This is a genomic window from Streptomyces sp. PH9007, from assembly GCF_059813725.1.
The window spans coordinates 5,843,247-5,863,504 of sequence record NZ_CM187440.1 but is presented as its reverse complement, the minus strand read 5'-3'; the positions used below and the strand labels follow the sequence as shown (position 1 = coordinate 5,863,504).

Annotated in this window: 15 protein-coding genes; 11 read left to right on the top strand and 4 right to left on the bottom strand. The window is 73.2% G+C overall.

Annotation, left to right across the window (positions count from 1 at the left end; translation table 11 throughout):
• The first annotated feature begins 1 nt into the window (after position 1).
• From ACTFAP_RS26835 to ACTFAP_RS26825, 3 genes are read left to right on the top strand one after another with little or no spacing between them, the layout of a single operon-like run.
• Positions 2-1,042 (top strand): iron chelate uptake ABC transporter family permease subunit, encoded by a 1,041-nt coding sequence (locus tag ACTFAP_RS26835; RefSeq protein WP_495682711.1) that lies wholly within the window; start codon positions 2-4, stop codon positions 1,040-1,042.
• Entirely contained in the window at positions 1,039-2,130 is a 1,092-nt protein-coding gene (locus tag ACTFAP_RS26830; RefSeq protein ID WP_436977748.1) for a FecCD family ABC transporter permease, read from the top strand. The genes ACTFAP_RS26835 and ACTFAP_RS26830 overlap by 4 nt, the downstream gene beginning before the upstream one ends.
• Positions 2,127-2,981, top strand: a complete 855-nt coding sequence (locus ACTFAP_RS26825) for an ATP-binding cassette domain-containing protein (protein WP_495682709.1) — start codon at positions 2,127-2,129, stop codon at positions 2,979-2,981. Before ACTFAP_RS26830 ends, ACTFAP_RS26825 begins: the two co-directional genes overlap by 4 nt.
• On the opposite strand, the gene ACTFAP_RS26820 is transcribed toward ACTFAP_RS26825, so the two are convergent.
• Entirely contained in the window at positions 2,969-4,540 is a 1,572-nt protein-coding gene (locus ACTFAP_RS26820; RefSeq protein WP_495682708.1) for a DUF2867 domain-containing protein, read from the bottom strand. The two genes, ACTFAP_RS26825 and ACTFAP_RS26820, sit on opposite strands and share 13 nt — an antisense overlap.
• 331 nt (positions 4,541-4,871) lie before the next feature.
• Here ACTFAP_RS26820 and ACTFAP_RS26815 point away from each other — a divergent pair, with 331 nt between their 5' ends.
• Complete coding sequence (locus tag ACTFAP_RS26815; protein ID WP_500467644.1) at positions 4,872-7,118, top strand: terpene synthase family protein; 2,247 nt, start codon at positions 4,872-4,874, stop codon at positions 7,116-7,118.
• 80 nt (positions 7,119-7,198) lie between these two features.
• Here the strand turns inward: ACTFAP_RS26815 and aceA are convergent, their stop codons facing one another.
• On the bottom strand, positions 7,199-8,488 hold the full coding sequence (aceA, locus tag ACTFAP_RS26810) for an isocitrate lyase (protein WP_495682706.1): 1,290 nt from the start codon (positions 8,486-8,488) through the stop codon (positions 7,199-7,201).
• Between the two features lie 331 nt (positions 8,489-8,819).
• Between aceA and ACTFAP_RS26805 the strand changes: the two genes are divergently transcribed.
• Together ACTFAP_RS26805 and ACTFAP_RS26800 are read left to right on the top strand one after the other, a co-directional pair.
• Positions 8,820-10,229, top strand: coding sequence for a short-chain fatty acyl-CoA regulator family protein (locus tag ACTFAP_RS26805; protein WP_495682705.1), 1,410 nt, complete (start codon positions 8,820-8,822; stop codon positions 10,227-10,229).
• Between the two features lie 319 nt (positions 10,230-10,548).
• Positions 10,549-14,385 (top strand): Pls/PosA family non-ribosomal peptide synthetase, encoded by a 3,837-nt coding sequence (locus tag ACTFAP_RS26800; protein WP_500467643.1) that lies wholly within the window; start codon positions 10,549-10,551, stop codon positions 14,383-14,385.
• 51 nt (positions 14,386-14,436) lie between these two features.
• Here ACTFAP_RS26800 and ACTFAP_RS26795 read toward each other — a convergent pair whose 3' ends face one another.
• Entirely contained in the window at positions 14,437-15,075 is a 639-nt protein-coding gene (locus ACTFAP_RS26795; RefSeq protein ID WP_495682703.1) for a hypothetical protein, read from the bottom strand.
• A 315-nt stretch (positions 15,076-15,390) separates the two neighbouring features.
• On the opposite strand from ACTFAP_RS26795, the gene ACTFAP_RS26790 reads away from it, so the two are divergent.
• The 5 genes from ACTFAP_RS26790 (at position 15,391) to ACTFAP_RS26770 (ending at position 19,016) form a co-directional block, all read left to right on the top strand.
• Positions 15,391-16,011, top strand: a complete 621-nt coding sequence (locus ACTFAP_RS26790) for a sporulation delaying protein family toxin (RefSeq protein ID WP_495682702.1) — start codon at positions 15,391-15,393, stop codon at positions 16,009-16,011.
• 7 nt (positions 16,012-16,018) lie between these two features.
• Positions 16,019-16,630, top strand: a complete 612-nt coding sequence (locus ACTFAP_RS26785; RefSeq protein WP_495682701.1) for an SdpA family antimicrobial peptide system protein — start codon at positions 16,019-16,021, stop codon at positions 16,628-16,630.
• Positions 16,627-17,775, top strand: a complete 1,149-nt coding sequence (locus ACTFAP_RS26780; protein WP_495682700.1) for a sporulation-delaying protein SdpB family protein — start codon at positions 16,627-16,629, stop codon at positions 17,773-17,775. The genes ACTFAP_RS26785 and ACTFAP_RS26780 overlap by 4 nt, the downstream gene beginning before the upstream one ends.
• A complete protein-coding gene (locus ACTFAP_RS26775) occupies positions 17,762-18,004 on the top strand; it encodes an SdpI family protein (RefSeq protein ID WP_495682699.1) in 243 nt (80 codons plus the stop codon). Before ACTFAP_RS26780 ends, ACTFAP_RS26775 begins: the two co-directional genes overlap by 14 nt.
• Positions 18,005-18,185: 181 nt before the next feature.
• Entirely contained in the window at positions 18,186-19,016 is an 831-nt protein-coding gene (locus tag ACTFAP_RS26770) for an arylamine N-acetyltransferase family protein (protein WP_500467642.1), read from the top strand.
• Here ACTFAP_RS26770 and ACTFAP_RS26765 read toward each other — a convergent pair.
• Positions 18,979-20,238, bottom strand: coding sequence for a DUF4032 domain-containing protein (locus ACTFAP_RS26765; RefSeq protein WP_495682697.1), 1,260 nt, complete (start codon positions 20,236-20,238; stop codon positions 18,979-18,981). The two genes, ACTFAP_RS26770 and ACTFAP_RS26765, sit on opposite strands and share 38 nt — an antisense overlap.
• Positions 20,239-20,258 lie beyond the last annotated feature (20 nt).

Genomic DNA, 20,258 nt, shown 5'->3' with positions numbered 1-20,258 from the left:
CGTGACTTCTGTTGATGTGCGTCCCCGTCCGGGCGGTGCCGGCACCGAGCGTGCCGGCACCGCCCGGCGGGTGTTGGTCCTGGTGTCGGCGCTGCTGGTGCTGGCGCTCGCGGTGGCCGCGAGCGTGACCTTCGGCAGCCGGCCGACCTCGTTCGGCGATGTGCTCGACGTGCTGTCGGGCACCGCCGACCCCTTCGTCACCACGGTCGTCGAAAGCCGGTATCCGCGCACGGTGCTGGGCATTCTGGCCGGCCTGTGCCTGGCGGTGGGCGGCACCCTGATGCAGGGGCTGACGCGCAACCCGCTGGCCGATCCCGGGCTGCTGGGCATCAACGCGGGCGCGGCGGCCTCCCTGGTGGCGGCGACCGCGCTGCTGGGCTCCCCGGGAAGCACCGGCACCGTGTGGTGGGCGCTGGCCGGCGCGCTGGGGGCCGGGGTGCTGGTGCAGGGCATCGGCTCCGCCGGCGGCGGCTCCGGGGTGGTGCGGCTGGTGCTGGCCGGGGCGGTGGTCTCGGCGGTGCTGTACGCGTTCATCCAGGCGGTGACGCTGAGCCTGCCGGAGGTCTTCGACAGCTACCGCTACTGGGTGGTGGGGGCGCTCGGCGGGCGGGACTTCGAGATCTTCCGCTCCGTACTGCCGTTCGCGGTGGCCGGGTTCGTCCTGGCGCTGCTGCTGGGCCCCGGCCTCAATTCGCTGGCACTGGGGGACGAGGCGGCGATCTCGCTGGGCGCCCATCCGCTGCTGATCCGTACCGGCGCGCTGATCGCCGCCACCGTGCTGAGCGCCTCGGCGACGGCGGCGGTGGGCCCGATCGCGTTCGTGGGGCTCGCGGTGCCGCACATCGTCCGGGCGCTGGTGGGGATCGACTTCCGGTGGCAGATCGCGATGGCGGCGGTGACCGGTCCGGCGCTGCTGCTGGCCGCCGATGTGGTGGGACGGGTGATCATGCGCCCGCAGGAGCTGATGGTGGGCGTGGTGACGGCGTTCGTGGGGGCGCCGGTGCTGCTGTACGCGGTGCGCAGGATGAAGGGGAACGCATGACGGGGGTGACGGCCCCGGTACGGCCGGAGCAGGGGCACGGCAGGGCGGCGGTCGCGGCGCCGCGCGGCATGCTGCGGATCGGCCGGGTGGTGGCGCTTCCGGTGCGCGGCCGGTCGGTGCTGATCGCCGTGGCGCTGGTGGTGCTGATCCTGGGGACGGCGGTCGCGACGCTGACGATGGGCCGGCTGGGCATCGCGCCGGGCCGGCTGCCGGAAGCGCTGCTGGGCGGCGCGTCCGGCAAGGAGGCGTTCGTGCTGGAGCGGCTGCGCGGCCCGCGGCTGGTGGTGGGAGTCGGAACCGGCGCGGCGCTGGGGCTGTCGGGGGCGCTGTTCCAGTCGGTGACCCGTAATCCGCTGGGCTCGCCCGATGTGATCGGGCTCGGCGCCGGGGCGGGCGCGGGCGCCGCGGTGGCCGCGCTGTTCTTCCCCGGGGTGCTGCCGGTGCCGGTGGGCGCCCTGGCGGGCGCGGCGGCGGCGATGGTGCTGGTGTACGTGTCCACCGGGACCGGGTTCCGCAATCCGGGACGGCTGATCGTGGCCGGCATCGGGGTGGCGGCGATCGCGCTGGCCTTCACCCAGTACGTGGTCTATGTGATGGAGCGGGAGGCGGCCACGGTGCTGGCCGCCTATGTGAACGGTTCGCTGGCGGCCAGGGCCTGGCACCACGCCGGGACGATCTGGCTGGTGCTGGCGGTGGCGGTGCCGCTGACGGTGCTGATCGCGCGCCGGCTGGACATCTCCGAGATGGGCGACGAACTCGCGAACGGTCTGGGGGCGGAGCCGAAGAACACCCGGGTGGCGGCGGTGGTGCTCTCGGTGGTGCTCTCGGCGGGGGCGGTCAGCGTGGCCGGGCCGATCTCCTTCATCGCCCTCACGGCGCCGCAGATCGCCCGGCGGCTGACCGGGGGGACGGGTGCGCATCTGACGCTGTCGGCGCTGATGGGGGCGCTGCTGCTGGCGGTGGCGGATCTGGCGGCGCAGCAGCTGCCGACCGCCGCCAGTCTGCCGGTGGGTATCTACACGATGGCCCTGGGCGGTATCTACCTGGGTTATCTGCTGGTTCGCGAGTGGCAAAGGAAGAGACTTTGAGTAAGCGGGCCGTGGCCGAGCCGGGCGGGAAGGGGCTGAGCGCGCGGGAGGTGACCATCGCCTACGGCGGCGGGGCCCCGGTGGTGCGGGAGCTGAGCCTGGACATTCCGCACGGCGGGCTGACGATGATCATCGGGCCGAACGGCTGCGGCAAGTCGACGCTGCTGAAGGCGCTGGCGCGGGCGGTGAAGCCGGAGCGCGGTCAGGTGCTGCTGCACGGCGCGGACATCCACGCGCTGCGCGGCAAGGAGGTGGCCCGTCAGGTTGCGTTGCTGCCGCAGTCCCCGCTGGCGCCGGAGGGGATCAGTGTCCGGGACCTGGTGGCGCGCGGTCGCTATCCGCACCACACGCTGCTGCGTCAGTGGTCCCCCGACGACGAGTCGGCGATCGCGTTCGCGCTGGAGCGCACCGGGCTGAGCGAGCTGGGGCAGGCGCAGGCCGGTGAGCTGTCGGGCGGTCAGCGGCAGCGGGCGTGGATCGCGATGGTGCTGGCGCAGCAGACGGAGCTGCTGCTGCTGGACGAGCCGACGACGTACCTGGACATCGCGCACCAGTACGACCTGCTGGAGCTGTGCGCGGAGTTGCACCGCGAGGGCCGCACGATCGTGGCGGTGCTGCACGATCTGAACCAGGCGGCCCGGTTCGCCTCGCACCTGGTGGTGATGGACGCCGGGCGGGTGGTGGCGCAGGGCCCGCCGGACGAGGTGATGACGGCGGAGCTGGTCGGCGAGGTGTTCGGGCTGCGGTGCGACATCGTGCCGGATCCGCGCACCGGTACGCCGATGGTGGTGCCGCACGAGCGGACACCGGCCGAGGGGGCGCGGCGGCAGGCGGAGGATCAGCCGATCTGATCGCCGGTGGCCGCCGCCCCGGCGCGCCGCTCCCCCGCCCCGCGCCGCGCGTCGCGGTGGGCGCGGCGGGTACGGTCCCGTGCGGCGGCGGTGATGTTGCGGGTCATGCCGCCGAAGACCAGGTGGTGGAAGGGGAAGACGCTCCACCAGTAGAGGTGGCCCAGCAGCCCGTGCGGGTGGAAGACGGCGCGCTGGCGGTAGACGGTGCCGCGTTCGTCCTCGGCCACCATCAGCTCCAGCCAGGCCAGTCCGGGCAGTCGCATCTCGGCCCGCAGCCGCAGCAGCCGGCCGCGCTGGATCTCCTCGACCCGCCAGAAGTCGAGGGTGTCACCGGCCCGCAGCCGGGCCGGGTCGCGGCGGCCCCGGCGCAACCCGGCGCCGCCGGCCAGCCGGTCCAGCCAGCCGCGGGCCGCCCAGGCCAGCGGGAAGGAGTACCAGCCGCTGTCGCCGCCGATGCTCTCGATGACGTCCCACAGCGCCTGCGGGGTGGCGTCGGTGACGCGTTCGCGGCGGTCCGTGTAGAGGCTGCCGCCGGCCCATCCGGGGTCGGTGGGCAGCGGGTTGCTGGGCGCCTTCGGGGTGGCGGCGGAGGTCCAGCGGGTGGCGACGGCGGCCTCGCGCACCCGCTGGAGCGCCAGCGCCAGGGAACGGTCAAGACCCATGAGTCCCCCGGGCGGACCGGGGATCCGGTGGACGATGTCGTTCTCCTGGCACACACCCTCGTACCGCAGGGACTCGGTCAGCGGCCGGGCGATGGCGCCGGGGACCGGGGTGACCAGGCCGACCCAGTGACTGGAGAGCCCGGGGGTGAACACCGGCACCGGCACGATCAGCCGGCGGGGCAGGTCCGCCACCCGTGCGTACCGCTGCATCATCGTGCGGTAGGTGACGATGTCTGGCCCGCCGATGTCGAAGCCGCGGTTCACCCCTTCGGGGAGGGCGGCGCAGCCGACGAGGTAGTGCAGGACGTCGCGTACGGCGATGGGCTGCACCCGGGTGTCGACCCAGCGGGGGGTGATCATCGCCGGCAGGCGTTCGGTGAGATAGCGCAGCATCTCGAAGGAGGCGGAGCCGGATCCCAGGATGACGGCGGCGCGCAGCACGACGGTGGGCACCTCGCTCTCCAGCAGGATGCGGCCGACCTCCGCGCGGGAGCGCAGGTGGGGTGACAGGTCCCGCTCGGGGACGCCCGGGGGGACGGGGCCGCCGAGGTAGACCAGGCGCCGGGTGCCGGCGTTCCCGGCCTCGGTGGCGAACACGCGGGCGGCGCGGCGGTCGGTGGCCTCGAAGTCGTCGCCCCCGCTGAGGGCGTGCACCAGGTAGTACGCGATGTCGATGTCGCGCAGCGCGGCGCGGGTGGAGTCCGGGTCCGTGACATCGCCGCGCACGATCTCCACGTCGCCGGCCCAGGGGTGGTCGCGCAGCTTCTCCGGGCTCCTGGCCATGGCGCGCACCCGGTATCCGGCGGCGAGCAGCGCGGGGATCAGCCGGCCGCCGATGTAGCCGCTGGCGCCGGTCACCAGGATCCGGGGGTCGTCACCCGGGCGGTCGGCGCTCACCGGCGCCGCCGGGCGGGGGCCGGGGCGGGCCGGGGTCCGGTCCTGGGGTGGGTGCGCCGTGCCGTGCCGTGCATGGGGTCCCGCTTCCGTGGGGTACGCGTGCCGTGGTGCCACTGTGCCCGACCCGGCGGTATGGGGGCGGGCCGGCGGGGGCAGATGGAGCACATGCCGCGCGGCTCCGCTCCCGGGTGACGGCGGCTTCTCCCCCCCAAGGTCAGATGTACTAATTCGACAGACGGATAGTCGGGTTTCGGTATGGGGTAGGGCCTGCGGGACAACGGACGCGCCCGCGTGCGCGCCGGATGCGTTTTTCACGGAAGGCCAGATCACGGTGACCCAGCCGTTCCAGCTTCCCGATTTCTACACGCCCTATCCCGCCCGGCTCAATCCCCATCTCGAACAGGCCAGAGAGCATTCCCGCCTCTGGGCCCGCGAGAGGGGAATGCTGGAGGGATCGGGCGTGTGGGAACAGCGGGATCTCGACGCCCACGACTACGCGCTGCTGTGCGCGTACACCCATCCGGACTGCTCGGCCGAGATGCTGAATCTGGTGACGGACTGGTATGTGTGGGTGTTCTTCTTCGACGACCACTTCCTGGACATGTTCAAACGTCCGCAGGACCGCGAGGGCGGCAAGGCCCATCTGGACCGGCTGCCGGCGTTCATGCCGCTGGACGACGGTGCCGGGGTCCCCGAGCCGCTCAACCCGGTGGAGGCGGGCCTGAAGGACCTGTGGCTGCGCACGGTGCCGGACCGCTCGCCGCAGTGGCGGGCGCGCTTCGCGGAGAGCACCGAACATCTGCTCAACGAGTCCCTGTGGGAGCTGTCGAACATCAACGCGCACCGGATCGCCAATCCGGTGGAGTACATCGAGATGCGCCGCAAGGTCGGCGGCGCGCCCTGGTCCGCCGGGCTGATCGAGCACGCGGCGGACGCCGAGGTGCCGGCGGCGGTGGCCGGCGCCCGCCCGCTGCTGGTGCTGCGCGACGCCTTCTCCGACGCGGTGCACCTGCGCAACGACCTCTTCTCCTACCAGCGGGAGGTGGAGGAGGAGGGCGAACTGAGCAACGGCGTACTGGTGCTGGAGACCTTCCTGGGCTGCACCACCCAGGAGGCGGCCGAGGCGGTGAACGACATGCTGACCTCACGGCTGCAGCAGTTCGAGCACACCGCCCTCACCGAACTCGCCCCGCTCTTCGCCGAACACGGGCTGGGCCCGCAGGAGTGCGCCGCGGTGCTCGCCTACGTGAAGGGCCTGCAGGACTGGCAGTCCGGCGGCCACGAGTGGCATCTGCGCTCCAGCCGCTACATGAACGAGGGCGCCACCGGAGTGACCGGCTCCGGGGCGCTGTTCGGGCTGAGCGGCCCGGGCACCTCGGCCGTCCTGCCGGGCGGGGTACGCACCACGGCGCGCGCCGAGCGCGGGCGTGCCAGGCGGCACGCGCACCGGCCGTACGAGCGGATCGGGCCGCTGACGCTGCCCGAGTTCGTGATGCCGTTCCGCACCACGCTCAGCCCGCACCTGGAGACGGCGAGGCGGCATGTCGTGGAGTGGTCGCGGGCGATGGGGCTGCTGGAGCCGCAGCCCGGGGTGCCCGCCTCCTACATCTGGGACGAACACAAGCTGCGCGCCTTCGACTTCCCGCTGTGTTCGGCCGGGATCCACCCCGACGCCAGCGCCGAGCAGCTGAACCTCACCTCCGACTGGCTGACCTGGGGCACCTACGCGGACGACTACTTCCCGGCGGTCTTCGGGCGCGGCCGGGACCTGGTGGGCGCGCGGGTCTGCGCCGAGCGGCTGAACGCGCTCATGCCGGTGGACGACACGCCCCCTCCCCCGCCGGCGAACGCGCTGGAGCGGTCGCTGGCCGACCTGTGGCGGCGCACCGCGGGGCCGCTGGACGAAGCGGGGCGCACGGCCTTCCGTACCACCGTCTCGGACATGGTGGGCAGCTGGCTGTGGGAGCTGGACAACCAGGCGTTCCACCGGGTGCCCGACCCGGTCGACTACATCGAGATGCGCCGCAAGACCTTCGGTTCCGATCTGACGATGTCGCTGGCCCGGCTGGGGCACGGCAACCTGGTGCCTCCGGAGATCTACCGCAGCGGCCCGATGCGGTCGCTGGAGAACGCCGCCGCCGACTACGCCTGCCTGATGAACGACGTGTTCTCGTACCAGAAGGAGATCGAGTTCGAGGGCGAGGTGCACAACGGCATTCTGGTGGTGCAGAACTTCTTCGACTGCGACCGGGACACCGCCCTGCGGATCGTGGACGATCTGATGAACGGCCGGATGCGGCAGTTCCAGCATGTCGCGGAGCACGAACTACCGGTGCTGTACGACGATTTCGCGCTGCCGGACGAGACCCGCGAGATCCTGGCCGGCTACGTGCGCGAGCTGGAGCACTGGCTGGCGGGCATTCTGATCTGGCATCAGGACTGTCACCGCTACGACGAGGACGAGTTGCGCCGTCCGGTCGGCGGGGGCGGGCGGATCCCGGTCGGCCCGCTGGGACTCGGCACCTCGGCCGCCCGGCTGTTCGCCGGCGGTCGCACGGCGGCGCTGCCGGTGGGCTGAGCCACCGCGCGCCGGATGCTGCCCCGGCCGGCCGACCCGTAGGGTGCCGGCCGGCCGGGGAGCGCCCCCCGGGTGGTGGCTCAGTGGAACTGCTGCTCCTCGGTGGAGCCGCGCAGTGCCGTCGTCTCGGAGGCGGGGTTGAGGGCGGTGGCCACCTGGTCGAAGTAGCCGGTGCCCACCTCGCGCTGGTGGCGCACGGCGGTGAAGCCGCGCCGCTGTGCGGCGAACTCGCGTTCCTGGAGATCCACATAGGCCGTCATGCCGTGCTCGGCGTAGCGATGGGCCAGGTCGAACATCGCGTGGTTGAGGGAGTGGAAGCCGGCCAGGGTGATGAACTGGAACCGGTAGCCCATCGCTCCCAGCTCGCGCTGGAACTTGGCGATCTGGTCCTCCTCCAGTGACGCCCGCCAGTTGAAGGAGGGCGAGCAGTTGTAGGCGAGCATCCGGTCGGGGTACCGGGCGTGGACCGCTTCGGCGAACTCCCGGGCCTGGCCGAGGTCGGGGGTGCCGGTCTCCATCCACAGCAGATCGGCGTACGGGGCGTAGGCGAGGCCGCGCGCGATGGCCGACGCCATGCCCGGGCGCAGCCGGTGAAAGCCCTCGGCGGTGCGCTCCCCGGTGCAGAACCGGGCGTCGCGCTCATCGGTGTCGCTGGTGATGAGGCTGGCGGCCAGCGCGTCGGTGCGGGCCACCACGAGGGTCGGCACGCCGGCGATGTCGGCCGCGAGCCGGGCGGCGTTGAGGGTGCGGATGTGTGCCGAGGTGGGCACCAGGACCTTGCCCCCGAGATGGCCGCACTTCTTCTCGCTGGCCAGCTGGTCCTCGTAGTGGATGCCCGCCGCGCCGGCCTCGATGAGCGCCTTGGTGAGTTCGAAGGCGTTGAGCGGCCCGCCGAAGCCCGCTTCGGCGTCGGCGACGATGGGCACCAGCCAGTCGGTGGGGTCCCCGGCGTCCTCGGCGGTGGCGATCTGATCGGCGCGCAGCAGCGCGTTGTTGATCCGGCGCACCACGGTCGGCACCGAGTTGGCGGGGTACAGGCTCTGGTCGGGGTAGGTGTGACCGGCCTGGTTGGCGTCGGCGGCGACCTGCCAGCCCGACAGGTACACCGCCTTCAGCCCGGCCTTGACCATCTGGACGGCCTGTCCGCCGGTGAGGGCGCCCAGGGCGTGCAGATAGTCGTGGTCGCGCAGGGCGTGCCACAGCCGGTCCGCGCCGCGCCGGGCGAGGGTGTGCTCCTCGCGGACGGAGCCGGACAGCCGGATCACGTCCTCGGCGGTGTAGGTGCGTTCGATGCCCCGCCAGCGCGGGTCGGTGGCCCAGTGGCGGGCCAGTTCGCGGGCGGCGGTGCCGGTGTGCGGTGGGTGTGTCATGAGGGTCTCCCGGTGTCGCGAAGGGTGTGGACGCGAAGGGGTGTGACCGCGACGCGTCCCGCGCGGGGAAGTGGAGGGTGTGCGGCCCGCCGTGCCGGTGCCGGGGTTGGATCGGCGTGGGTGTGGCCGGCGGTCGGCCGGGCGCTGGGGGCCCCGGCGGGCCACAGCACGACCATGACAGTGGCACTGCGTGCCAACAACCTTGGCGAAGTGCGAAGTTCTGCGCATCTTCGGCCGCCGTTCGGCCAATGCTGTCAAGGGTGTTACCGGGGGTGGCCCGCCGTGCCATGCTCGCCGTGATACTGGTGGGTAGCTTCGGAGGGGGTCACCGATGACCAAGGTCTACGCCGGCGCGCGACTGCGGCTGCTGCGGCAGGAGCACGGCCTGTCACAGGCCGGCCTGGCCCGTGTCCTGTCGATCTCCCCGAGCTATCTCAACCAGATGGAGCACGACGCCCGGCCGCTGACCGTCCCGGTGCTGCTGCGGCTGACCGAGGCGTTCGGCGTGGACCCCGGCTTCTTCTCGCGGCGCGAGAGCGCGCGGCTGCTCGCGGACCTGACCGAGGCGCTGGCCGAGGAGGTGAGCGCCGGCCGGGTGCGCGCCGCGGACCTGGCGCGCCTCGCACAGGAGCAGCCGGAGCTGGCGGGGACACTCGTGGAGTACGGGCGGCGCAACGCGGCGCTGACCGAGCGGCTGGCGGAGCTGTCCGGGGGCCGCGCCGAAGGGACCCCCGCGGGGCCGCGGTCCCCGCACGAGGAGATCCGGGAGTTCTTCTACCGGCGGCAGAACTATCTGCACGATCTGGATGTGGCCGCCGAGGAGTTGGCCCGCTCGCTGGGCATCGGGCCCGGCGGGGCGCTGGCGGCGCTGGCGGCGCGCCTGGAGGAGCGGCACGGGGTGCGGCTGGCGGAGGGCTGCGAGGTGCTGCACCGCTATGATCCCGCGCGGCGCGAACTGCGGCTGTCCGGGCGGCTGCGCCCGGGGCAGCGGGCGTTCCGGATGGCGACGCAGGTGGCGCTGCTGGAGTACGCCGAGGAGCTGTCCGCGCTGGCGGCGCAGGATTTCGCGGCGGACACCGACGCCTGGGCGCTGGCCAGGATCGGGGTGGCGCACTATGTCGCGGCGGCGCTGCTGCTGCCGTACGGGGTGTTCCACGGCGCGGCGGAGGAGCTGCGGTACGACATCGAGCGGCTGACGGACCGGTTCGGCCTGGGCTACGAGACGGTGTGCCACCGGCTGAGCACCTTGCAGCGTCCGCGCCTGCGGGGCGTGCCGTTCTCCTTCGTGCGGGTGGACCGGGCCGGGAACATGTCCAAGCGCCAGTCGGCCACCGGCTTTCATTTCTCGCGGGCGGGCGGCACCTGCCCGCTGTGGAACGTGTACGAGGCGTTCGCGGCGCCGGGCCGCATCCATGTGCAGATCGCCGCGATGCCGGACGGCCGCCGCTATCTGTGGACGGCCCGCACGGTGACCCGGCACCAGGGGGGATGGGGAGAGCCGCGCAAGACGTTCGCCATCGGCCTGGGCTGCGAACTGCGCCATGCCGGGCGGCTGGTGTACTCCGCCGGTCTCGATCTGTCGCACCGGGCCGCGGCGACCCCGGTGGGCATGGGGTGCCGAATCTGCGAACGGCTGGACTGTCCCCAGCGGGCGGTGCCGCCGCTGGGGCAGCGGCTGGCCGTCGACGAGAACAGCAGCACTTTTGTTCCCTATCCCGTGGCGGAACGGCCCGGGACGTGACAGCCATTCATACAAGCCCACGGATAAACGCGTATTCGATAGGCGAATACATACCCCACAAGGGGTTCTCTCAGGGAAATTAAAGAATTCCCTCAGTGGAATCAAAGAGTCCGATGCCTAATGTTTTCCTCACTCCGCTCTCGATTGATCCCGTCGAAATCCGGCAGGGGCCGCGATACGGAAAGGGCAGATGGTGTCGGCGAAAATTTCCGGTAAGAACATCGGACTTTTCAGTAAGGAACGGGGGGTCCACCTGGCTCCCGGGGAACCGGCCGTGTACCGGTCGGCTCCCCCCGCACGGGAACGCACCCTGCTCGACGTGCTGCGGGAGTCCGTGACCCGGTGGCCCGAGGCCATCGCCCTCGACGACGGCGGGGAACCGCTCAGCTACCGGGATCTCGACCGCCGCGTGACCGAGGTGGCCCAGCGGCTGCACCGGGCCGGGGTGGGGGCCGGGGACCGGGTGGGGGTACGCATCCCCTCCGGCGGCGCCGACCTGTACATCGGGGTGCTCGGCGTCCTGGCCGCCGGCGCCGCCTATGTGCCGGTGGACGCCGAGGACCCGGCGGAACGTGCCGAACTGGTGTGGCGCGAGGCCGGGGTGTGCGCCGTGCTCGGCCCGGGCGGGCGGGCCACCGCCGTGCCCGGCACCCCGCCGGGCGGACTGCCGCGCGCACCCGAACCGGCGGACGACGCCTGGATCATCTTCACCTCGGGCTCCACCGGAAAGCCCAAGGGGGTGGCCATCACCCACCGTTCGGCCGCCGCCTTCGCCGACGCCGAGGCCGCGCTGTTCGTGCCCGACGCCCCCATCGGCCCCGGCGACCGGGTGCTGGCCGGGCTCTCGGTCGGCTTCGACGCCTCCTGCGAGGAGATGTGGCTGGCCTGGCGGCACGGCGCCGCCCTGGTGCCCGCCCCGCGCGCCCTGGTGCGCACCGGCGCCGAACTCGGCCCCTGGCTGGGCGAGCGGCGGATCACCGTCGTCTCCACGGTGCCCTCCCTGGCGGCCCTGTGGTCGGCCGACATGCTCGCCGGGGTGCGGCTGCTGATCGTCGGCGGAGAGGCGTGCCCGCCCGAGGTGGTGCGCCGCTTCGCCCGCGACGGGCGCGAGGTGTGGAACACCTACGGCCCCACCGAGACCACCGTGGTGGCCTGCGCCGCCCAGCTGCACGACGGCGAGCCGGTGCGCATCGGACTGCCCCTGAACGGCTGGGAACTGGCGGTCACCGACCGGGACGGCGTTCCCGTGCCCTGCGGGGAGAGCGGCGAACTGGTCATCGGCGGCGTGGGCCTCGGCCGCTACCTCGACGCGGACAAGGACGCCGAACGGTTCGCGCCGCTGCCCGCACTGGGCTGGCAGCGCGCCTACCGCAGCGGCGACCTGGTCCGCGCCACCCCCGAGGGCCTGGAGTTCACCGGCCGGGCGGACGACCAGATCAAGATCGGGGGCCGCCGGGTCGAACTCGGCGAGATCGACGCCGCGCTGCTCGCCCTGCCGCAGGTCTCCGCCGCCGCCGCGATGGTGCGCCGCACCCCCGGCGGCCTCGATGTCCTGGTCGGCTATCTGGTGCCCTCCCACGGCGACCCGGGGCGCTTCGACCGCGCGGACGCGCTGCGCCGGCTGCGCGCGACGCTGCCCGCCGCCCTGGTCCCCCGGCTCGCCGTACTGCCGTGCTTCCCGCTCAAGTCCTCGGGCAAGGTGGACCGCGCCGCCCTGCCCTGGCCGCTGCCCGCCGGCGTGCCGGGGCCCGGGCACGAGCCCGAGCCCGAGCCCGGCCCCGCCGACCCGGTCACCCGCCGGCTGCTCGGCCTGTGGAGCGACCTGCTGGGCGTTCAGGCCGGCCCCGAGGACGACTTCTTCGACCAGGGCGGCACCTCCCTCGCCGCCGCCCGGCTGATCTCCGCGCTGCGTGAGCACCACCCCCACATCTCCGTCGCCGACCTCTACCGGCACCCCACCCCCGGCGCACTGCGCACGCTGCTCACCGAGAAACCCCCCGCGCCCCCGGCGCCACGGGCGCCCCAGGCGCCCCCCGGGACCGGCCCGGCACCCGCGACCGCCCCGCCCCGCACCCCGTGGTGGACCGGCTGCCTGCAACTCGCCGCCCAGCCACTGCTGCACTCCGTGGCCGGACTGCGCTGGCTGCTGGCGATCGCGCTGGCCGGCACCGCCCTGACGGCCGCCGGCTACCAGGGCTGGCTGCCCACCCTGTCCTGGTGGCTGCTGATCCCCGGTTACGCCCTGCTGTTCACCCTGCCCGGCAAGGTGCTGCTGGCGGCCGGCGGGGTACGGCTGCTGCGCGGCACCCGGCTGACCCCCGGTGAACTGCCGCGAGGCGGCGGCGCCCACCTGCGGCTGTGGGCGGCGGAACGGCTGGTCACCGCGCTGGGCCTGGCCACCATCACCGGCACCCCGCTCGTCGTGTGGTACGCGCGGCTGCTGGGCTGCCGGGTCGGACAGCGGGTGGATCTGCGGGCGCTGCCGCCGGTCACCGGGCTCGGTACCTTCGGCGACGGCTGCGCCGTGGAGCCCGAGGCCGATCTGGCCGGCTGGTGGCTGGACGGCACGGTGGTACGGATCGGGCCCGTCACCGTCGGGGCCGGCGCGCGGGTGGGCGCCCGCGTCACCCTGCTGCCCGGCGCCGAGGTGGGGGCGGGCGCCGAGGTGCTGCCCGGCGGCAGCGTGGCCGGACGGATCCCGGCCGGTGAGTGCTGGGGCGGCTCCCCCGCCGCACGACAGCCGGCCGAATACGCCTGGCCCGCCGCCCGCGGCACCCGCTCACGCCGCTGGGCGCTGGGGTACGCGCTCACCCCGGCGCTGCGGGCGCTGCTGCTGTGGGTGGCCTGGGTGCCCTCGCTGGTACTGGCCCACGCGCTGCCGTCCACCGGTGGCACCGCCGAACTGACGCTGCGGCTGCCGGTGCTGGTGGTGCTGGGCATGGTGTGCCACGCGCTGTTCCTCACCCTGGCCGTGCGGCTGGCGGGCCGGTCGCTGCGTCCGGGGGTGCACCGGGTGGACAGCCTCCCGGCGTGGGCCGCCTGGCTGGTGCACGATCTGATGGACACTTCGCGGCGCACCCTGTTCCCGCTGTACGCCTCGCTGTTCACCCCGCTGTGGCTGCGGATGCAGGGAGCGCGGATCGGGCGGTGCGTCGAGGCGTCCACCGTGCTGGCGCTGCCCCGGCTGCTGCGCGTGCGGGACGGGGCGTTCCTGGCCGACCAGGTGCTGGCGGCACCGTACGAACTGCGCGGCGGCTGGCTGCGGCTGGGAGTCAGCCGGGTGGGTGAGCGGGCCTTCGTCGGCAACTCCGGTCTGGTGGGCCCCGGCCGGCGGGTCGGCGACGGGGCGCTGGTCGGGGTGCTGACGGACACGCCGGAGCGGGTGCCCCCCGGCTCCTCGTGGCTGGGCAATCCGGCGATGCGGCTGCGCCGGGTGGCCGAGACGCACGATGTGGCGCGCACCTACGCGCCGCCGCCCGCGCTGTACGCGGCGCGGGCCGCCGTCGAGCTGTGCCGGGCCGTACCGCTCCTGCTGGCCGGGCTGTTGCGGCTGACGACGCTGGCGGTGCTGCTGCTGGTGTGGAGCGCGGGCCCCACGTGGCTGCTGCTGGTGGTGTGCGGGCCGCTGCTGTGGGCCGCCGGGCTGGCGGCCGGAGCGCTGACGACCGCCGCCAAGTGGGTGCTGATGGGGCGGTTCCGGCCGGGCCGCCACCCGCTGTGGAGCCCGTTCGTGTGGCGCAACGAGCTGTACGACTGCTTCGTGGAGGTCCTCGCCGTGCCGTGGCTGGTGCAGCCCGCGACCGGGACGCCGCTGCTGAACTGGTGGCTGCGCAGCCTGGGGGTGCGGGTGGGACGCGGGGTGTGGTGCGAGTCGCACTGGCTGCCGGAGCCGGACCTGGTGCGGCTGGGCGCCGGGGCGGCCGTGAACCGGGGCTGTGTGCTGCAGACGCACCTGTTCCACGACCGGGTCATGCGCCTGGAACCGGTGACGGTGGGCGGGTCCGCGACGGTGGGACCGCACAGCATCACACTGCCCGGCAGCGAGGTCGGCGCGGGCACCTCGGTGGGCGCCGGGTCACTGCTGATGGCGGCCGAGCGGCTGCCCGGCGGCGGGCGCTGGCAGGGCAACCCCGTACGGCCGGTGCCCGCCGGCTGACCACCGCCCGCCCGGGCCGCCCCCCTCCGCGGGCGGCGGCCCGGGTCACGTTCAGTGGTGCGCGGGGGCGCGGCGGGCGGCGCCGGCCGCCGTGCGCAGCCCGTGACGGCGGGCGAAGCTCACGATGGCATGGCACTTGCCGTACCAGATGCCGCGCTGTTCGGTGAGCCCGAACCGGTACACCAGATAGTCGAGATGGTGCTGGACGGCCCGCGGGGTGATGTCGGTGCCCTTGCTGCTCAGCAGGCCGGCGATGTCGCGGGCACTGGGCAGCCGCCCGATCCGGTCGGCGAGGTCGAGGAGCCCGTCCAGCACCTGGACGTAGCGGGTGTCGGGCAGGTCGGGTCCACCGGGCGCGCCCGGTGACGACGCGGTCGGCGGGGCGGGCGCCGTGCGGCCGGGTTCGGGGCCGAAGACGGTGAGCCGGTGCACACCGTCCGCGTGCCAGATCTCCAGGCCGGTCAGCTCGAAGGGCATGACCACGTGGATGCGGTGCGGTGGCACCCGTACGTACTGCTCGGGGTCCTCCAGATCACTGGCCACGATGCTCACCCGGTCGCTGAGATTGTCGATCCGCCAGTGCGCGCGTCCCGCGGTGATCCGGCCCAGCGCCCACCGTGCGTCCTCCGGCAGGATTCCCAGAGCACCCTGCCGGACGAACCCGATGTGGACCCGGTCGTCTTCGGACAAATCACGATGCAACAGTCTTCCCTCGTGCTCCCATTGCAAAGTCACTACCGGTATCTCCAGCATTCCCCGCCTCTTTCCTGTCCCCCGTGGATACCAGGACGCGACTTTACAAGTGCATTACACGTCGGACAATCCCCTTCCACCGCAGCAAACGCGCCCCCCTTAACCGATCTCTGACGGTGTGTCAATCGGCATCCGTCCGCACGCGCACCGTGTGACGCGCTCCGCCGCCGGGCGAAGGCTTCGGTGCGTAATCCTCACGGACCGCGGCCGTGGGGACCCCAGTCGCGCACGATCGGAAAAGGCAGGACAACAATGAAGAATCGCAGGGTTCTCTCCGCAGCGCTCGCGGCCGTGACCGCGACCGCGCTGTTCTCCCTGGCGGTGCCGGCGCAGGCCGTCGTCACCGGGGAGCGCACGGTCGCCGCCACCTCCGCGACCGCCGAGGACGGCACGGATCTGTTCCTGGGCCTGTTCTTCGGGGTCGGGCCGGTCGCCGACGAGCTCGGCGTGGTGCTCCCCGACACCCTGGAGACGACGGTCGAGGAGTACACCGCCAACGCGCAGGAGGTGGTGGCGCTGGTGAAGTCCACCGACCCGGCCGCCTTCGACACCGTCACCGCCGATCTGACCAGCGGTGACGTGGTGCGGGTGCAGCAGGGTGTGGACACCGGGGTGGAGCTGGTGCGGCAGGCCGCCCGGGACGCCGGCCTGGTCGCCGAGGACGGCGAGATCTCCCCGCAGTGCGGTTTCGCCATGGTCTGCGTGGTGCTGTCGGTCGCCGCCGTGCAGCACAGCGCCGCGGTCACCACCGTGGCGGTGGCGGCCGTGGCCATCGCGGTCAAGACCGGCCTGTGGGTCTCCTCCGCCGCCGACTTCGGTTCGCTGGACGAGGAACGCCACCTGCTGGCCCTGACGGACGCGCTGGCGCGCTGAGGTGACCGTGAACGCCACCCCTGAGCCGGTGATCGAGGTGTCCGCCGCCGCGCGCCGCACCTTCACCGCCGGCCTGCTGCTCCTGCCGCTCCTGGCGGTGACGGTGCTGCTGACGTCCCTTCCCTCGTCGGCGGTGGTCACCTCACGGGCGCGGGCCTCGCTCGAACCCGTGCGGCAGGTCACCGCTCAGGGGTGGGCGTTCTTCACCCGCAGCCCCCGGGAGCCCGTCGTACAGGTGTACGGGCTGCGGGAGGACGGCTGGCAGCGGCTGTCCCACGATCCGGCCGCCGACGGCCGTACCTGGATGGGGCTCAATCGCGCCACCCGTACCGAGGACTACGAGAGAGGCGCCCTGACCAGGGCCACCGAGGAGGCGGGCTGGGTACGGTGCGACGCCGGGGTTCCGGTTCCGCAGTGCCTGGCGGCGGCCGGTGATCCGGCGCCCGTCACCCGGGCCCGGGTGACGGCGCAGCACCCGCGGTTCTGCGGAACGATCGCCCTCACCCGCCAGGAGCCGGTGCCCTGGGCCTGGGCCGGAAAGGTCGGCGAGATGCCACTGGACTACCACCTGCTGGACGTCTCCTGCGAGGAGATCGACCGCGCGGAGGTGGGCGGATGAGCGGGGCGGCCGGCACCCGGCTGATGCGGGCGCGGTGGGACGTCGCACACTGGCGGGACGGCCGGATCCGGGCCATGCTGACGCACTCGGTGCACAACCGGGTCACCGGCACCGCCCGCACCCTGATGGCGCTGGCGACCGCCGCCTCGCTGCTGTTCACCCCCGTCGAGCACCTCTTCTACGTGGCGGGTTCGCGCCCCTCGGGGCGGCTGTGCGAGGGGGTCAACGGGGACATCGGGCTGTTCTGCCTGACCCCCGCGGGCCAGTTGGAGTGGGCGCGCTGGGCGGCGATCGCGGCGCTGCTGGTCATCGCCTCGGGCTGGCGCCCTCGCTGGACCGCGATACCGCACTGGTGGATCTCGCTGAGCTTCTTCTCCACCAGCAATGTCATGGAGGGCGGCGACCAGGTGGCGGCTGTCGTGACCCTGCTGCTCATCCCGGTCTGCCTGACCGATCCGCGGCGCCTCCACTGGGACGCGCCGCCCGCCCCCGGTACGGCACCGGCGACCGGGCAGATCGTCGCGCACCTGGCGCTGCGGCTGATCTGGCTCCAGGCGTGCGTCCTCTACCTCCAGGCGAGCGTCGCGAAGCTGGGCGGCGAGGAATGGCGGGACGGAACCTCGGTCTGGTACTGGACGACCAGTGGCGCGTTCGGTGCCCCGGGATCGCTGCACGGGCTGATGGAGTGGACGCTGGCGCACAGTTGGGCGGTGACGGCGGCGACCTGGGGCACCCTCGCGGTGGAGTTCGCGCTCGCCTGGTGTCTGTTCGGCCGGCTGCTGCCGCGCCGGGTGACGATGTTCTGCGCGGCCGTTCTGCACGCTTCGATAGCGGTGCTCTTCGGACTTCCGGCATTTTCCCTGATCATGACGGCATTGCTGTTGCTGTACTTGGCGCGGCCCGGCGATCCGCCTACGGTACGGAGGAGTTTCCTTACCTTTACCCAATCGAAACAGGCGGTGCGGAACCAGAATGTGGAATCTGGCGGAGGAATCCCTGTCCACGGGGGCGGCGTTACTGTTCGGACTGATTCTCGTGGTGGCGGGGGCGCTGATCCTGGCGACCGGAATTCTGCCGCAGCGCGGCCGGTTGGGGCGCAACGCCTTCATGGGGATACGGACCCGGCGCTCGATGGACAGCGATGAGAACTGGGCGGTGATGCACCGGGTGGCCGGTCCCTGGGTGAACGCCGGCGGGGTGGTGACGATGGCGCTGGGTGCGGTGGTGGCGGTGGCCGTCCGGGACGAGGGCACCCTCACCCCGCTCGTGCTGGCCGCCATGGCGGTGTCGATGGGGCTGCTGTTCAACGGCGTCCGGCTGGGCACGGCCGCCCTCAAGACACGGGAGGCGGCCACGGCCGGGGAGGACCGTTAGCGCCCGCCCGGCCCGCCTGCCCCCGAGCCGCGCGCCACGGCGCGGGTGGCGGGGCGGGCGGCGGGGCGGGTCCCGGTCCCGCCGGCCCGGTGACCCGGCCGGCGGATGTAGGGCCTCCTCCCCGGGATATGGGGCCCCGGACCGATGACGGGCCGGTGGACCGGATGACATAACGGTGATCATGAACACCGACTTCCTGGACGCGGCCCGCGTCGCCGCCTACCTCGAACGCATCGGCCTGCCCGGTGGCGGCCCGCCCGACGGGGAACGGCTGAACCTCCTGCACCGCGAGCACCAGCGGACCGTGCCCTTCGAGAACCTGAGCATCCACCTCGGCGAGGACATCCGGCTGGACCCCGAGGCGCTGGTGGCCAAGGTGGTGGACCGGCGCCGGGGCGGCTTCTGCTACGAGTTGAACGGCGCCTTCGCCGCGCTGCTCACCGCCCTCGGGTACCGGGTGACCCTGCTGGCCGCGCGGATACACGGGGAGAAGGGGTTCGGGCCGCCGCTGGACCATCTCGCCCTGCGCGTGGACACCGACCGCCCGCTCCTGGTGGACGTCGGCGCCGCGCGGTTCGCCGACTTCCCGCTGAGTCTGGAGGACCGCTCGGAACAGCACGATCCGGGCGGCGTCTTCCAGCTCCGGGAGGCCCCGGACGGCGATCTGGACCTCTACCGGGACGGCGAACCCCACTACCGGCTGGAGCCGAGGCCACGGACGCTGGCCGATTTCGAGATGGCCTGCTGGTGGCAGCGCACCTCCCCCGACTCCGACTTCACCCGGGCGCCGATGTGTTCGCTGCGCACGGCGGACGGCCGCGTCACCCTCAGCGGGAACCGGCTGACCCTCACCGACCAGTTCGGCCGGCGAACGGAGGAACTGCCCGACGAGGCGGCCGTCCTGGCCGCCTACCGTACGTACTTCGGCGTGGAGCTGACCCACGCCCCGCCGCCCGGCCGCCGGGAAGACGGCGTCAGTGCGCCGGCGCCGCCTCCTCCGGTCCGGCGGTGACCACCGCCGCCGGGTCGGGGCGGGTGGGCAGCACCTGCGTGACGTAATCGGCGGCCGTGGCGTCCATCCCCACGTCGCTCCGCGCCCGCTCGGACAGCAGCAGCCGGTGCTCCAGCAGTTCGTGGTAGAGCTGCGCGGTGTCGATGCCGCCGCGCAGTTCCAGGGGGACGGCGCGCACGGCGGGGCGGAAGACGTCGCGCACCCAGCGGTGCGCCAGCACCTCGGGCCGGGCACCGAGCGGATCGCCCGGCGCGTAGTCCTCCTGGCCCGCCATCCAGGTCTCCAGGTCGTTCAGCAGACTGCGCGCCTGGTTCTCCTCGGCGTCCAGACCGGTCAGCCGCAGCAACTGCCGCTGGTGGTGCCCGGCGTCCACGACCTTGGGCAGGAACGCCACCTTGTCCCCGTCCGGCGAGCGCTGGATCTGCATCTCGGCGACGTCGAACCCCAGGTCGTTGAGCCGGCGGATGCGCCGGTCGATGTAGTGCCGCTTGTCGCGCGGGTAGACCGAGGTACGGGTCAGCTCGTGCCACAGCTCGCCGTACCGTTCCACGATGGCCAGGCCGAACGCGACCGGGTCGACCGCCGGGTGCAGGCTGCCGCCCGCCTCCAGGTCCATCAGCTCCCCGGCGATGTTCACCTGCGCGACCTCGATGTCGTAACCGCGCTGGCCATCGGTCAGCCGGGGCTGGATCTGCCCGGTCTCGGCGTCCACCAGATAGGCGGCGTAGGCGCCGGCGTCGCGGCGGAAGAGGGTGTTGGACAGCGAGCAGTCGCCCCAGGCGAAGCCGCTCAGATGCAGCCGCACCAGCAGGACGGCCAGCGCGTCCAGCAGCCGCTTGATGGTGTCGGGGCGCATGGTCGTCTCGAACATGGAGCGGTAGGGCAGGGACCCCTTCAGCTGCCGGGTGATGAGCACCGGCTCCAGCGGTTCCCCCTGGGCACCGGTACGGCCGGTGACCACGGCGAGCGGGTCGACGGCCGGGACGGCGAGCCGGTCCAGGTCGCGCAGCAGCGCGTACTCGCGCACCGCCGCCCACTCCCCCACCTCCTTGACCGCGACCACCTCGTCGCCCGCCCGGGCGAAGCGCACCACGTGCCGGGAGATACCGCGCGGCAGCGCCACCAGGTGCTTGTCGGGCCACCGCTCCAGCGGGACGTCCCACGGCAGGTCGAGCAGCGTGGCCGGGTGCGAGGGGTCGGTGGCGGTGATCTGCAGGTCCATGGCCCCAGTGTGCGGCAGCG

Bases quoted from the DNA above. Each gene is read 5' to 3' on its own strand.
- ACTFAP_RS26830 (WP_436977748.1), top strand. From the start codon at position 1,039: ATGACGGGGGTGACGGCCCCGGTACGGCCGGAGCAGGGGCACGGCAGG.
- aceA (WP_495682706.1), bottom strand. From the start codon at position 8,488: ATGACACACCCACCGCACACCGGCACCGCCGCCCGCGAACTGGCCCGC.
- ACTFAP_RS26805 (WP_495682705.1), top strand. From the start codon at position 8,820: ATGACCAAGGTCTACGCCGGCGCGCGACTGCGGCTGCTGCGGCAGGAG.
- ACTFAP_RS26790 (WP_495682702.1), top strand. From the start codon at position 15,391: ATGAAGAATCGCAGGGTTCTCTCCGCAGCGCTCGCGGCCGTGACCGCG.
- ACTFAP_RS26780 (WP_495682700.1), top strand. From the start codon at position 16,627: ATGAGCGGGGCGGCCGGCACCCGGCTGATGCGGGCGCGGTGGGACGTC.
- ACTFAP_RS26775 (WP_495682699.1), top strand. From the start codon at position 17,762: ATGGACAGCGATGAGAACTGGGCGGTGATGCACCGGGTGGCCGGTCCC.
- ACTFAP_RS26770 (WP_500467642.1), top strand. From the start codon at position 18,186: ATGAACACCGACTTCCTGGACGCGGCCCGCGTCGCCGCCTACCTCGAA.
- ACTFAP_RS26765 (WP_495682697.1), bottom strand. From the start codon at position 20,238: ATGGACCTGCAGATCACCGCCACCGACCCCTCGCACCCGGCCACGCTG.